Annotated in this window: 18 protein-coding genes; 16 read left to right on the top strand and 2 right to left on the bottom strand. The window is 61.5% G+C overall.

All coding sequences use genetic code 11. From position 1 onward, the window contains the following. Nucleotides 1-7 precede the first annotated feature (7 nt). Both AC1RHV_RS12400 and AC1RHV_RS12395 read right to left on the bottom strand, forming a co-directional pair. Nucleotides 8-1,117 (bottom strand): FecR family protein, encoded by a 1,110-nt coding sequence (locus AC1RHV_RS12400; protein ID WP_054459377.1) that lies wholly within the window; start codon nucleotides 1,115-1,117, stop codon nucleotides 8-10. Nucleotides 1,118-1,150: 33 nt separating this feature from the next. After that, on the bottom strand, nucleotides 1,151-1,867 hold the full coding sequence (locus AC1RHV_RS12395) for a response regulator transcription factor (RefSeq protein ID WP_054459379.1): 717 nt from the start codon (nucleotides 1,865-1,867) through the stop codon (nucleotides 1,151-1,153). A 383-nt stretch (nucleotides 1,868-2,250) separates the two neighbouring features. Here AC1RHV_RS12395 and AC1RHV_RS12390 point away from each other — a divergent pair, with 383 nt between their 5' ends. The 16 genes from AC1RHV_RS12390 (at nucleotide 2,251) to rpsQ (ending at nucleotide 13,395) form a co-directional block, all read left to right on the top strand. Next, the gene (locus AC1RHV_RS12390; protein WP_370528727.1) at nucleotides 2,251-2,841 is read left to right on the top strand and encodes a response regulator transcription factor; all 591 of its coding nucleotides are present in this window, start codon (nucleotides 2,251-2,253) and stop codon (nucleotides 2,839-2,841) included. Nucleotides 2,842-3,391: 550 nt separating this feature from the next. Then, nucleotides 3,392-3,769, top strand: coding sequence for a 30S ribosomal protein S12 (gene rpsL, locus AC1RHV_RS12385; RefSeq protein WP_005017264.1), 378 nt, complete (start codon nucleotides 3,392-3,394; stop codon nucleotides 3,767-3,769). A gap of 166 nt (nucleotides 3,770-3,935) precedes the next feature. Beyond that, nucleotides 3,936-4,406 (top strand): 30S ribosomal protein S7, encoded by a 471-nt coding sequence (gene rpsG / locus AC1RHV_RS12380; RefSeq protein ID WP_006216561.1) that lies wholly within the window; start codon nucleotides 3,936-3,938, stop codon nucleotides 4,404-4,406. An 18-nt stretch (nucleotides 4,407-4,424) separates the two neighbouring features. Continuing rightward, complete coding sequence (gene fusA / locus AC1RHV_RS12375) at nucleotides 4,425-6,527, top strand: elongation factor G (RefSeq protein ID WP_054459383.1); 2,103 nt, start codon at nucleotides 4,425-4,427, stop codon at nucleotides 6,525-6,527. A gap of 76 nt (nucleotides 6,528-6,603) precedes the next feature. Further along, nucleotides 6,604-7,794: an elongation factor Tu gene (gene tuf, locus AC1RHV_RS12370; RefSeq protein ID WP_119449751.1), complete on the top strand. Its 1,191-nt coding sequence runs from the start codon at nucleotides 6,604-6,606 to the stop codon at nucleotides 7,792-7,794. A gap of 75 nt (nucleotides 7,795-7,869) precedes the next feature. Further along, entirely contained in the window at nucleotides 7,870-8,181 is a 312-nt protein-coding gene (rpsJ, locus tag AC1RHV_RS12365; RefSeq protein ID WP_003806903.1) for a 30S ribosomal protein S10, read from the top strand. A gap of 447 nt (nucleotides 8,182-8,628) precedes the next feature. After that, nucleotides 8,629-9,318 (top strand): 50S ribosomal protein L3, encoded by a 690-nt coding sequence (gene rplC / locus AC1RHV_RS12360; RefSeq protein ID WP_008168945.1) that lies wholly within the window; start codon nucleotides 8,629-8,631, stop codon nucleotides 9,316-9,318. Nucleotides 9,319-9,322: 4 nt separating this feature from the next. After that, nucleotides 9,323-9,943, top strand: coding sequence for a 50S ribosomal protein L4 (gene rplD, locus AC1RHV_RS12355; RefSeq protein ID WP_013397019.1), 621 nt, complete (start codon nucleotides 9,323-9,325; stop codon nucleotides 9,941-9,943). After that, nucleotides 9,940-10,236 (top strand): 50S ribosomal protein L23, encoded by a 297-nt coding sequence (gene rplW / locus AC1RHV_RS12350; RefSeq protein WP_006216557.1) that lies wholly within the window; start codon nucleotides 9,940-9,942, stop codon nucleotides 10,234-10,236. Before rplD ends, rplW begins: the two co-directional genes overlap by 4 nt. Continuing rightward, complete coding sequence (gene rplB / locus AC1RHV_RS12345) at nucleotides 10,237-11,064, top strand: 50S ribosomal protein L2 (RefSeq protein ID WP_054457285.1); 828 nt, start codon at nucleotides 10,237-10,239, stop codon at nucleotides 11,062-11,064. 12 nt (nucleotides 11,065-11,076) lie between these two features. After that, nucleotides 11,077-11,352 carry a 30S ribosomal protein S19 gene (gene rpsS, locus AC1RHV_RS12340; protein ID WP_006216555.1) on the top strand — a complete coding sequence of 92 codons (276 nt, stop codon included), beginning with the start codon at nucleotides 11,077-11,079 and terminating at the stop codon, nucleotides 11,350-11,352. Nucleotides 11,353-11,355: 3 nt separating this feature from the next. Next, nucleotides 11,356-11,685, top strand: a complete 330-nt coding sequence (gene rplV, locus AC1RHV_RS12335) for a 50S ribosomal protein L22 (RefSeq protein ID WP_043541551.1) — start codon at nucleotides 11,356-11,358, stop codon at nucleotides 11,683-11,685. Nucleotides 11,686-11,694: 9 nt separating this feature from the next. Continuing rightward, on the top strand, nucleotides 11,695-12,489 hold the full coding sequence (gene rpsC, locus AC1RHV_RS12330; protein ID WP_042795906.1) for a 30S ribosomal protein S3: 795 nt from the start codon (nucleotides 11,695-11,697) through the stop codon (nucleotides 12,487-12,489). 2 nt (nucleotides 12,490-12,491) lie between these two features. Then, nucleotides 12,492-12,908, top strand: coding sequence for a 50S ribosomal protein L16 (rplP, locus tag AC1RHV_RS12325; protein ID WP_006389610.1), 417 nt, complete (start codon nucleotides 12,492-12,494; stop codon nucleotides 12,906-12,908). 11 nt (nucleotides 12,909-12,919) lie between these two features. Then, nucleotides 12,920-13,111 carry a 50S ribosomal protein L29 gene (gene rpmC, locus AC1RHV_RS12320; RefSeq protein WP_003806912.1) on the top strand — a complete coding sequence of 64 codons (192 nt, stop codon included), beginning with the start codon at nucleotides 12,920-12,922 and terminating at the stop codon, nucleotides 13,109-13,111. Between the two features lie 2 nt (nucleotides 13,112-13,113). After that, the gene (gene rpsQ / locus AC1RHV_RS12315) at nucleotides 13,114-13,395 is read left to right on the top strand and encodes a 30S ribosomal protein S17 (RefSeq protein WP_006216549.1); all 282 of its coding nucleotides are present in this window, start codon (nucleotides 13,114-13,116) and stop codon (nucleotides 13,393-13,395) included. Nucleotides 13,396-13,421 lie beyond the last annotated feature (26 nt).

The following is a 13,421-nucleotide window of genomic DNA, read 5'->3' as shown; positions in this document are numbered from 1 at the left end:
GCGGGCTCTAGTAATCGGTCAGCGTGATCAGGCCGCCCGTGCCGCTGGCGACGCCCGAGCCGTCGGAGGTCAGGAGCATGTTCGCGCCCTCGAAGGTTGCGATCGCGTCGCGCCCGTTCAGGCCCAGGTCATCCACCGCGCGCACGGACACGTAGTAGGTGCCTGGACCGGGCGCCGTAAAGCGGATGTCGTTGGTGGGGAAGCTCGTCGACGATACCGGCAACGCGCCTTCGGCATCGCGCGAGACGCGCACCAGATAGCTCTGTGCGCCGGACACGGGCGAGACGTCAGCGGTCCAGGCGCCGCCGCCCGCACGCGTGGGCGTGCCCAGTTGCGGCGCATCCAGCAGCGCGCGCATGCCCGAGACGACGCCGTCCGCGCCGACCGCCGCACCGTAGCCCGTGGCCACCGCCACGGGTTTGGCCGGGGCCGATCCGGGGGCGTGGGGCTGCAGCCGCACGCTGCCTTCCAGCACTTCGCTGTGCACGCCTTGCGCGCCGCTTTGTACGCGGAAGCGCGTGCCACGCACGCCGGTGACTGCGACCGGCGTGCGGACTTCGAAGCGGCCCACGCCCTGTCCGGACGGTGCCACGGTCGATTCCACGCCGCCCTTTTGCACCTGGACGACGGAATCCGTCAGCGCCGTGCCTTCGAACTGGCGCAGGCGCGTCAATTCGACCGAACCGCCAGCCGGCAGCGTCAGCTTGGAACCATCGGCCAGCTCCAGCGTCACGAAGCCGTTGGCGGCGGTGCCGACCGTGCTGCCTTCGGCCACGGTATCGCCGGCCCGCAGGGGCTTGCCATCGACGTTCGCCTGGCCGCTGACGTGCACGACGCGGGCGTCGGCGGGCCGTACGGGAATCATGGACAGCGGAATGCGCAACTCCAGCCCGATGGGCAGCGTTTCGGGCGTGACGACCTTGTTCAGGGTCTGCAACTGGTTCCAGTTGGCCGGCTTGTGCGTATAGCGGGTCGCCAGGTCGATCAGCGTATCGCCTTGCCGTATGCGGTAGATGAAATCATCTCCGAGCGCGCCGGCAGGCTGGCTGCGCGCCGGCGCCATCAACGTCAGGCAGGACATCAGGGCAAGCAAAGAAAGCGCGCGGCAGCGGCTCATGACTCTCGATTCTCCAGGGATGCGCGCAGGCGCTTACTGCGGATTGACTGCGATGTCTTCCGGCGAGCTGATCAGCTCAAGCCGGTAGCCCAACGCATATGAAGACGTAAGACGCACGCCATGTTCCGGACGCAGCTGGAGCTTTTGCCGGATGTTCGACAAGTGGGTGTCCAGGGTGCGCGAGGTGGCCGGAATTTCCCGGTTCCATACACATTCAGCCAGCACGTCGCGGGACATGAGGCGGCCGACATTGCGGAAAAACAGCAGCGCCAGTTCGAATTCCTTGGGGGCGAGCGGCACAACCGCGGAATCCAGGGTGATGCTGCGGGCGGCGGGTTCGATGCGATAACGCGCTACGTCGAAGGCATCGTTCGCGGGCTCGGCAATCTGGCTGCGGCGCAGCAAGGCCGCCACCCGGGCCAGCAGCTCCAGGGGGCGCAACGGTTTGACGATGTAGTCGTCCGCGCCCGCGCGCAGGCCTTCCACCAGATCGTCTTCGCTGGACCGGTTGGTCAGGAAGATGACCGGGATGCGCGGGCCGATATTGGCGCGCAGCCACCGCACCACATCGTCACCGTCGATGTCGGGCAGATGCCAGTCCAGCAGCACCAGGTCGAAATGCTCAGTGCGTAGCGCGGCCAGCAGATCCCGGCTTTGCTGATAACTGGTGCAGTCGTATCCGGCAGTGGTCAGAACTTGCTGGATGCGTCGTGCTTGATCCAGGTCGTCTTCCAGCGACGCGATTTTCATCAGACGTGTTCTCGCGAAGGTTTGCTACGCAAGCGCGCGCTATGGCGCCCTACTGCAAGATGAGAAAGGAATATATAGGTGTAAACGAATGATAACTCGGGAGGGGCCCCGGCTGGCTACGTTATGGCAAGAACTGTCAAACATTGCAAAGTTGACGAATCTTGACTGGAGTTGTTGCGTAACAACGCGCCACACTGTCTCAATCGTTCTCCCCTCCGCAGTACGGCGGGGGCGGAGCCGGTCGAGGTTGTTGGTCGGATGGAACAGATATGAATCAATTGCGCATACTTATGATGTCACCGGACGAGGCCGCTCGCGGCATTGCCGTGTCCGCATTGCTGCAAGCTGGTATTTCTGCACGCGGTTGCTCGACGTCTCTCGAATTGTTTGGATTGCTCAACGGCGGCGGCTATGACGTCGTGGTCCTGGATGTCGGGACCTTGGGTGAAATCGGCTACGCCCTGGTGGCGCGCCTGCACGGCTCGTCGTCGATGGGCATCGTGGTCACGGGGCGCGGCATGTCGGTGGATAGCCGCCTGCGCTGCCTGCAAAGCGGCGCAGACGCCTGTCTGCCAGATCCGCAGGATCCGCGCGAGCTGGCCTGCATCCTGCTTTCCCTGGCGCGCCGCCTGCCCGCGGGGCAGGACGCGGCATCCGTGGCCGAGGCCGCCCAGAACGGGCAGTGGGAACTGCGAGACCAGGGCTGGACCCTGGCGGCGCCCTCGGGGGCGACTATCTCCCTCTCCGCCAACGAACGCCTGATCGTGCGCTCGCTGCTGGAAGTCGCGGGCAAGGCCGTGGGCCGGACCGAATTGGGCGACGAGCTGCAGGTTGAAGGCGGCGGGGTGCGCGCCAGCGGTTCGCGCAGCATCGACGTGATCGTCAGCCGCTTGCGCCGCAAGGCCGAGCTGGCCGGGGTGATGTTGCCGATCCGCACGGTCTACGGCAGCGGCTACCTGTTCGCCGATCAGTAACGCGGGCGGGTACACTGGTTGGCGTGCCCAGCGCCAGCTGCTGCCGGAAAGTCCGCCTATCGTTTTCCCGCGGTTCGTCACGATCAGCGGCCCCAATTTCCGCTTCCGTTTTTCGGCATATGTGGCCCTAATTTCCGCGAGCGCCGCCGAACGGGCGGTCTTCTGCCGGCAACACGCCACGTCGCAGGCCTTACAATTTTCTTTGACAGCAAGCCTTTATCTCAGTTATGCTAAAGGGCTTACTGCTTTATTTCGCGCGCAAAAACTGGCCGCGGTAGGGTTCAGAAGTACGGTGTCTGGGAACGGGGTGCGTCACGAGCCTTTCGTCTTCCAAGCCACACGGCTTCGCGGCATCGGGTCCTTCCGGCGTCGTCGCTCCACGGCATCCAGCTTTGTGCGTTTTGTCATAGTTTGTTGGCAAGCCCGCTCTTTTACGTATACGAACGTTTGAGGCGGTTTTGCGCGAACTGCCTTCTCCGAAAGTTCACTGCTTGAGGAGACGAGTACGTAAGTACTTACCCAGTGGTACGTAAAAGGGATTTCAAAGGTCATGCCTACCATTAGCCAACTCGTGCGCAAGCCGCGCGAAGTCAGCATCATCAAAAGCAAGAGCCCCGCGCTCGAAAACTGCCCGCAACGCCGCGGCGTGTGCACTCGCGTGTACACCACCACCCCCAAGAAGCCGAACTCCGCTCTGCGTAAGGTTGCCAAAGTGCGTCTGACCAACGGTTACGAAGTCATTTCGTACATCGGCGGTGAAGGCCACAACCTGCAAGAGCACTCGGTGGTTCTGGTGCGTGGCGGTCGTGTGAAGGACTTGCCCGGTGTGCGTTATCACATCGTGCGCGGTTCCCTCGACCTGCAAGGCGTCAAGGATCGTAAGCAAGCCCGCTCGAAGTACGGCGCCAAGCGCCCGAAGAAGGCTTAATAACGAGTCAGCAGTACCCCCGCGTGGCGGAAGTCCGTCACTAGGGAAGTGCGACCGCGCCATCCAGATGATGGGAATGTGCGCGGCACGTAAGGGGTCGTCTCCATGGACGGCCATGGCCGTGTAATGAAACACGGTTCAACTGAACAGACACAAGGAAGCAACAATGCCCCGTCGTCGCGAAGTACCCAAGCGCGAGATTCTGCCCGATCCCAAGTTCGGCAGCGTCGAACTCGCCAAGTTCATGAACGTCGTCATGCTGGACGGCAAGAAGGCCGTCGCCGAGCGCATCGTTTACGGCGCCCTCGAGCAAGTGCAAACCAAGACCGGCAAGGAGCCGATCGAAGTTTTCAGCCTGGCGATCAACAACATCAAGCCGATCGTCGAAGTGAAGAGCCGCCGCGTTGGCGGTGCCAACTACCAAGTGCCGGTTGAAGTGCGCCCCGTGCGCCGCCTGGCCCTGGCTATGCGTTGGCTCCGTGAAGCCGCCAAGAAGCGTGGCGAGAAGTCGATGGATCTGCGTCTTGCTGGCGAACTGATCGACGCCTCCGAAGGTCGTGGCGCCGCGATGAAGAAGCGCGAAGACACGCACAAGATGGCAGAGGCCAACAAGGCCTTCAGCCATTTCCGCTGGTAATTTAAGGACTAACCCACCATGGCCCGCAAAACCCCGATCGAGCGCTATCGCAACATTGGTATCTCTGCGCACATCGATGCAGGGAAAACCACCACGACCGAACGTATCCTGTTCTACACCGGCGTCAATCACAAGATTGGCGAAGTGCATGATGGCGCAGCCACCATGGACTGGATGGAACAAGAGCAAGAGCGTGGCATCACCATTACGTCGGCTGCTACGACGGCGTTTTGGCGTGGCATGGCCAAGAACTATCCCGAACACCGCATCAACATCATCGACACCCCGGGACACGTGGACTTCACCATTGAGGTGGAACGTTCCATGCGCGTCCTGGACGGTGCTTGCATGGTCTACTGCGCGGTGGGCGGTGTTCAGCCCCAGTCCGAAACCGTGTGGCGCCAAGCCAACAAGTACGGCGTGCCGCGTCTGGCCTTCGTCAACAAGATGGACCGCACCGGCGCCAACTTCTTCAAGGTCTATGACCAGCTGAAGAACCGCCTGCGCGCGAACCCCGTCCCCGTCGTGATCCCCATCGGCGCCGAAGACACGTTCAAGGGCGTGATCGACCTGGTCAAGATGAAGGCGATCATCTGGGACGAAGCCAGCCAAGGCATCAAGTTCGACTACGAAGACATTCCGGCCGAACTGCAAGGCGCGGCTGAAGAATGGCGCGAAAAGCTGGTCGAAGCTGCCGCCGAGTCGTCCGAGGAACTGATGAACAAGTACCTCGAGACCGGCTCGCTGGAAGAAGCCGAGATCAACCTGGCCATCCGTCAGCGCACCATCGCCGGCGAAATCCAGCCGATGCTGTGCGGCACCGCCTTCAAGAACAAGGGCGTGCAGCGCATGCTCGACGCCGTCATCGACTACCTGCCGTCGCCCGTGGATATTCCGCCGGTCGAAGGCACCGATGACAACGGCAACGAAGTCCTGCGTCAAGCTGACGACGGCGAGAAGTTCTCGTCGCTGGCGTTCAAGCTGATGACCGACCCGTTCGTCGGCCAATTGACCTTTGTCCGCGTGTACTCGGGCGTCCTGAAGTCGGGCGACACCGTGTTCAACCCGATCAAGGGCAAGAAGGAGCGTATCGGCCGCATTCTGCAGATGCACGCGAACAACCGCGAGGAAATCAAGGAAGTTCTGGCTGGCGACATCGCCGCCGTCGTGGGCCTGAAGGACGTGACCACCGGCGAAACGCTGTGCGATGTCGATTCGCACGTGACGCTGGAGCGCATGGAGTTCCCCGAGCCCGTGATTTCGCAGGCCGTGGAACCCAAGTCCAAGGCTGACCAGGAAAAGATGGGCCTGGCGCTGTCGCGCCTGGCGCAGGAAGATCCGTCGTTCCGCGTGCGCAGCGACGAAGAATCCGGCCAGACCATCATTTCCGGCATGGGCGAACTGCACCTGGAAATTCTGGTTGACCGCATGAAGCGCGAATTCGGCGTGGAAGCGAACGTCGGCAAGCCGCAGGTGGCTTACCGCGAAACCATCCGCAAGACCTGCGACGAAGTTGAAGGCAAGTTCGTCAAGCAGTCGGGCGGTCGCGGTCAGTACGGTCACGTGGTTCTGAAGGTCGAGCCGTTGGCTCCTGGCGGTGGCTACGAATTCGTGGACGCCATCAAGGGCGGTGTGGTTCCTCGCGAATACATCCCCGCGGTGGACAAGGGCATCCAGGAAACGCTGCCTTCGGGCGTGTTGGCTGGCTACCCGATCGTCGACGTCAAGGTCACGCTGTTCTTCGGTTCGTACCACGACGTGGACTCGAACGAAAACGCGTTCAAGATGGCCGGCTCCATGGCATTCAAGGAAGGTCTGCGCAAGGCCAGCCCCGTGCTGCTGGAACCGATGATGGCCGTTGAAGTCGAAACGCCTGAAGACTACGCTGGCACCGTGATGGGCGATCTGTCCTCGCGTCGCGGCATGGTTCAGGGCATGGACGACATGGTTGGCGGCGGCAAGACCATCAAGGCCGAAGTTCCGCTGGCCGAGATGTTCGGTTACGCCACGAACCTGCGTTCGCTGACGCAAGGTCGTGCCACGTACACGATGGAATTCAAGCATTACTCCGAGGCTCCCAAGAACGTCGCTGACGAAGTCATCGCCGCTCGGGCCAAGTAAATAACCCTCGCCGCGTCCGCCCAAAAGGCGGCGCGGCAAATATCGAAATTTCCTTGAAAGTCAAAGGATAGAGATCATGGCAAAAGGCAAGTTTGAACGCACCAAGCCGCACGTGAACGTCGGCACCATCGGCCACGTTGACCACGGCAAGACCACCCTGACGGCGGCCATCACGACCGTTCTGTCGAACAAGTTCGGCGGCGAAGCCAAGGGCTACGACCAGATCGACGCGACTCCTGAAGAAAAGGCTCGCGGCATCACGATCAACACGGCTCACGTCGAGTACGAAACGGAAGCGCGTCACTACGCGCACGTTGACTGCCCGGGCCACGCTGACTATGTGAAGAACATGATCACGGGCGCCGCCCAGATGGACGGCGCGATCCTGGTCGTGTCGGCCGCTGACGGCCCGATGCCGCAAACCCGCGAACACATCCTGCTGTCGCGCCAGGTTGGCGTGCCGTACATCATCGTCTTCCTGAACAAGGCTGACATGGTTGACGACGCCGAGCTGCTCGAGCTGGTGGAAATGGAAGTCCGCGAACTGCTGTCGAAGTACGACTTCCCGGGCGACGACACCCCGATCGTGAAGGGTTCGGCCAAGCTGGCGCTGGAAGGCGACAAGGGCGAACTGGGCGAACAGGCCATCATGGCTCTGGCCGCTGCGCTGGATTCGTACATCCCGACGCCCGAGCGCGCCGTGGACGGCACGTTCCTGATGCCGGTTGAAGACGTGTTCTCGATCTCGGGTCGCGGCACCGTGGTGACCGGCCGTATCGAACGCGGCGTGATCAAGGTCGGCGAAGAACTCGAAATCGTCGGTATCGTTCCGACGGTCAAGACGACCTGCACGGGCGTGGAAATGTTCCGCAAGCTGCTGGACCAAGGTCAAGCCGGCGACAACGTGGGCATCCTGCTGCGCGGCACCAAGCGTGAAGACGTCCAGCGCGGCCAAGTTCTGGCCAAGCCGGGCTCGATCACCCCGCACACCGACTTCACCTCCGAGGTGTACATCCTGTCCAAGGAAGAAGGCGGCCGTCACACCCCGTTCTTCCAAGGCTATCGTCCCCAGTTCTACTTCCGCACGACGGACGTGACGGGCACGATCGAACTGCCGGCCGACAAGGAAATGGTTCTGCCGGGCGACAACGTGGCCATGACGGTCAAGCTGCTGGCCCCCATCGCCATGGAAGAAGGCCTGCGTTTCGCCATCCGTGAAGGCGGTCGTACCGTCGGCGCCGGCGTCGTCGCCAAGATCCTGAAGTAATTCGGATCACTTAAGCAGCACACAACCAGCGAGGGCGGCCTCGTCGCCTTCGCCTCTCGTTCTTTAGGAAACGCCATGAAAAACCAAAAGATCCGTATCCGCTTGAAAGCCTTCGATTACAAGCTGATCGATCAATCGGCCGCTGAAATCGTCGATACCGCCAAGCGTACCGGCGCAGTTGTCCGCGGTCCGGTGCCGCTGCCCACGCGTATCCGTCGCTACGACGTCCTGCGCTCGCCGCACGTCAACAAGACGTCGCGCGACCAGTTCGAAATCCGTACGCACCAGCGCCTGATGGACATCGTTGATCCCACCGACAAGACCGTTGACGCTCTGATGCGTCTGGACCTGCCGGCCGGCGTCGACGTCGAAATCGCGCTGCAGTAATAAAGCGCTTCGGGCCTGCTACCTTCGCCGGCAGGCACGAAATAAAAATGGCCGCATCCCTCGGGAGTGCGGCCATTTTGCTTTGGAACCGCTGAGCGCGACGCCCGGTTCCGGGCGGGCAGGGCGCCCAAACGTTTCCTTCCGGATTTTGTTAGCAGGCGCTCACTACCGGATTCAGCCCCAGCCAACGCCGCCAAGGCGGTCTGCTTATGCTGGCTGTGGTGAATTTGCCCTTTGCAGTGGGCCCGAAGCGCGCTAAGTGCTTGTGTCCACTGGAAAAAACGTGCTAATATGCGAAGCTTGCCATTTTGTGGCAAGAGCAACTATGGGAAAAAGAAAGGCGGCCCCCGCCGGAATTCGTACCAGGTTGAACATAGTCGTAGGGCAAAGGCCGTTACCTTTTGCCTGATTAGCCCCGACCAATCGCAGTCGGGAATGGAGAAAACGATGTCGAATTCGACACCCACGCCCGCCGCTCACCGGCTGGGGCTGGTGGGTCGCAAGGTCGGCATGACCCGCATTTTTACCGAGGAAGGTGAATCCATCCCGGTGACCGTGCTGGACGTGTCGAACAACCGCGTGACCCAAGTTAAGTCGCTGGAAACCGACGGCTACGCCGCGATCCAAGTGGCTTATGGCACTCGTCGTGCCTCGCGTGTGGCTCAGCCGCAAACGGGCCACTACGCCAAAGCCGGCGCTGAAGCCGGTAGCATCCTCAAAGAATTCCGCCTTGATCCCGCTCGCGCCGCTGAATTTGCGGCCGGTTCCGTGATCGCCGTGGAATCGGTGTTCGAGGCCGGCCAACAGGTCGACGTCACGGGCACCACCATTGGTAAAGGCTTCGCCGGTACCATCAAGCGTCACAACTTCGGTTCGCAGCGCGCGTCGCACGGTAACTCCCGTTCGCACCGCGTCCCGGGCTCGATTGGTCAAGCTCAAGATCCGGGCCGTATTTTCCCGGGTAAGCGCATGGCCGGTCACCTGGGTGATGTCACCCGCACCGTTCAAAACCTCGACGTCGTTCGCGTTGACGTTGAGCGCGGCCTGCTGCTGGTCAAGGGCGCTGTCCCCGGCCACGCTGGCGCCGACATCGTCGTGCGCCCGGCCATCAAGGCCCCGGCCAAGAAGGGAGCGTAAGTAAATGGATCTCAAGCTCCTGAACGACCAAGGTCAGGCCGCTGCTACGTTCAGCGCACCGGACACCATCTTCGGCCGTGACTTCAACGAAGCGCTGATTCATCAGATCGTGGTGGCTTTCCAAGCCAACGCCCGTTCGGGTAACCGCGCTCAGAAGGATCGCACTGAAGTCAAGCACTCGACCAAGAAGCCCTGGCGCCAGAAGGGTACCGGCCGCGCTCGCGCCGGTATGACTTCGTCGCCGCTGTGGCGTGGCGGTGGTCGGATTTTCCCGAACTCGCCCGAAGAGAACTTCAGCCAGAAGGTCAACAAGAAGATGTACCGCGCCGGGATCCGTTCGATCCTGTCGCAGCTCGCTCGCGAAGACCGCATCGCCGTCGTCGAATCGTTTGATCTGGCATCGCCCAAGACCAAGGACGCAGCTGCCAAGCTGAAGAGCCTGGGCCTGGACTCGGTCCTGATCATCACCGACAGCGTTGATGAAAATGTTTACCTCGCCACCCGCAACCTGCCGCACGTTGCTGTTGTCGAGCCCCGTTATGCCGATCCGTTGTCGCTGGTCCACTACAAGAAAGTGCTGATCACCAAGCCGGCCATCGCTCAACTCGAGGAGATGCTGGGATGAACGCTGAACGCTTGATGCAAGTCATTCTGGCCCCGATCGTGACCGAAAAGGCCACCTTCGTTGCCGAGAAGAATCAGCAAGTCGCTTTCCGTGTCGTGGCTGACGCTACCAAGCCGGAAATCAAGGCTGCCGTCGAACTGCTCTTCAAGGTGCAGGTCGAGTCCGTGCAGGTCCTCAACCGTAAGGGCAAAGTCAAGCGCTTTGGCCGATTCGTTGGCCGTCGTCGCAATGAGCGCAAGGCTTACGTGTCGCTCAAGGACGGCCAGGAAATCGACTTTGCGGAGGTGAAGTAAATGGCCCTCGTAAAAGTTAAGCCGACTTCGGCTGGCCGCCGTGGCATGGTGAAGGTTGTCAGCCCGAACCTGCACAAGGGTGAGCCCTACGCGCCGCTGCTGGAAAAGAAGACCCGTGGTTCTGGCCGTAACAACAACGGTCACATCACGATCCGTCATCGTGGCGGTGGCCACAAGCAGCACTACCGCGTCGTCGACTTCCGTCGCGACAAGGATGGCATCCCGGCAAAGGTCGAGCGTCTGGAATATGACCCCAACCGTACGGCGCACATCGCTCTGCTGTGCTACGCCGACGGCGAACGTCGCTACATCATCGCTCCGCGCGGTCTGGAAGTTGGCGCCACGCTGCTGTCGGGCGTCGAAGCCCCGATCCGCGCTGGCAACACGCTGCCGATCCGCAACATCCCGGTGGGTACGACGATTCACTGCGTCGAAATGCTGCCTGGCAAGGGTGCCCAGATGGTCCGTTCGGCCGGCGCTTCCGCCGTCCTGCTGGCTCGCGAAGGCATCTACGCTCAAGTGCGTCTGCGCTCGGGTGAAGTCCGCCGTGTGCACATCGAATGCCGCGCCACCATCGGTGAAGTCGGTAACGAAGAACACAGCCTGCGCCAAATCGGCAAGGCCGGTGCAATGCGTTGGCGCGGTGTCCGCCCGACGGTTCGTGGCGTTGCCATGAACCCGGTGGATCACCCGCACGGTGGCGGCGAAGGCCGTACCGGCGAAGCACGCGAACCGGTCAGCCCGTGGGGCACTCCGGCGAAGGGTTACAAGACCCGTCGCAACAAGCGGACGAACAATATGATCGTCCAACGGCGCAAGCGCAAGTAAGAGGCGAACACTATGTCACGTTCGATCAAGAAAGGCCCGTTTGTCGATGCTCACCTGATCAAAAAGGTGGACACGGCCGTCGCGGGCAAAGACAAGAAGCCGATCAAGACCTGGTCGCGTCGCTCCACGATCCTGCCCGAGTTCATCGGTCTGACGATCGCTGTGCACAACGGCAAGCAGCACGTTCCCGTTTACATCAACGAGAACATGGTCGGTCACAAGCTGGGCGAGTTCGCGCTGACCCGTACGTTCAAGGGTCACGCCGCGGACAAGAAGGCGAAGAGGTAAGCGATGGAAACTACTGCCATTATCCGTGGGGTTCACATCTCCGCTCAAAAGACCCGACTGGTTGCGGACCTGATCCGCGGCAAGTCCGTCTCGCAAGCGCTGAACATCCTCACCTTCTCGCCGAAGAAGGCGGCCGCCATCCTGAAGAAGGCTGTCGAATCCGCCATCGCCAACGCCGAGCACAATGACGGCGCCGACATCGACGAACTGAAAGTCACCACGATCTTCGTGGACAAGGCTCAGTCGATGAAGCGCTTCTCCGCTCGCGCCAAGGGCCGCGGCAACCGTATCGAGAAGCAGACCTGCCACATCACGGTCAAGGTCGGAGCTTAAGGAGTCACGATGGGTCAGAAAATTCACCCCACTGGGTTCCGTCTCGCGGTCACCCGTAATTGGTCCTCGCGTTGGTTCGCCGACGACAAGGCCTTCGGCTCGATGCTGGCCGAAGACATTCGCGTTCGCGAGTACCTGAAGAAGAAGCTCAAGAGCGCCTCCGTCGGTCGCGTGATCATCGAGCGTCCCGCCAAGAATGCCCGCATCACCGTCTACTCGGCTCGTCCGGGCGTGGTGATCGGCAAGCGCGGCGAAGACATCGAAAGCCTGAAGGCTGATCTGCAGCGTCTGATGGGCGTGCCCGTGCACGTCAACATCGAAGAAATCCGCAAGCCGGAAACCGATGCTCAACTGATCGCCGACTCGATCTCGCAACAGCTCGAGAAGCGCATCATGTTCCGTCGCGCCATGAAGCGCGCGATGCAGAACGCCATGCGTCTGGGTGCCCAAGGCATCAAGATCATGAGCTCGGGCCGTCTGAACGGTATCGAAATTGCTCGCACCGAGTGGTATCGCGAAGGCCGTGTGCCGCTGCACACCCTGAAGGCCAACATCGACTACGGCACCTCTGAAGCCCACACGACCTATGGCGTGATCGGCATCAAGGTCTGGGTCTACAAGGGCGACATGCTGGCCAACGGCGAATTGCCGCCGGAAACCGCTGCCCCGCGCGAAGAAGAACGTCGTCCGCGCCGCGCTCCGCGTGGTGATCGTCCGGACGGTGCTCGCACCGGTCGTCCGGGTGGTCGTGGTCGTGGTGGTCCCCGCAAGGCGGACGCTGCTCCGGCGCCTGAAGGAGAATAACCATGCTGCAACCCTCTCGCAGAAAGTATCGCAAAGAGCAGAAGGGCCGCAACACCGGTCTGGCGACCCGTGGTACCCACGTGTCGTTCGGCGAATTCGGTCTGAAGGCCACCGGCCGTGGCCGTCTGACCGCTCGCCAGATCGAAGCTGCTCGTCGTGCCATCAATCGTCACATCAAGCGTGGCGGCCGTATCTGGATTCGCATTTTCCCGGATAAGCCCATCTCGCAGAAGCCTGCCGAAGTCCGTATGGGTAACGGTAAGGGCAACCCGGAGTACTGGGTTGCTGAAATTCAGCCCGGCAAGGTGCTCTACGAAATGGAAGGGGTTAGCGAAGAGCTCGCGCGTGAAGCTTTCCGCCTGGCCGCTGCCAAGCTGCCGATTTCGACCACGTTCGTCGCGCGTCATATCGGTGCTTAAGGAGTACTAACATGAAAGCTAGCGAACTCCGTTCGAAAGATGCCGCCGAGCTCGGCAAAGAGCTCGAAAGCCTGCTGAAGGCACAATTCGGTCTGCGCATGCAGAAGGCCACGCAGCAACTGGCCAACACCAGCCAGCTGCGCAACGTGCGTCGCGACATCGCGCGCGTTCGTACCTTGCTGACCGAGAAGGCAGGGAAATAAAGATGAGCGAAACTCAAAACACCCAAGTGGCCAAGCGCCAGCGCACGCTGGTTGGCAAGGTCGTCAGCAACAAGATGGACAAGACTGTCGTCGTGCTCGTTGAGCGCCGCGTCAAGCACCCCATCTTCGGCAAGATCATCATGCGTTCCGCGAAGTACAAGGCGCACGATGAATCGAACCAGTACAACGAAGGCGATACGGTTGAAATCGCTGAAGGCCGTCCCATCTCGCGCTCGAAGTCGTGGCGCGTGGTGCGTCTGGTTGAAGCCGCACGTATCATCTAAGTAAAGCAGTACATCGGAACGGCGCG

This window comes from Achromobacter sp. GW823-FHT04E03 (genome assembly GCF_058796095.1).
This window is presented reverse-complemented; position numbering and strand designations above follow the sequence as displayed.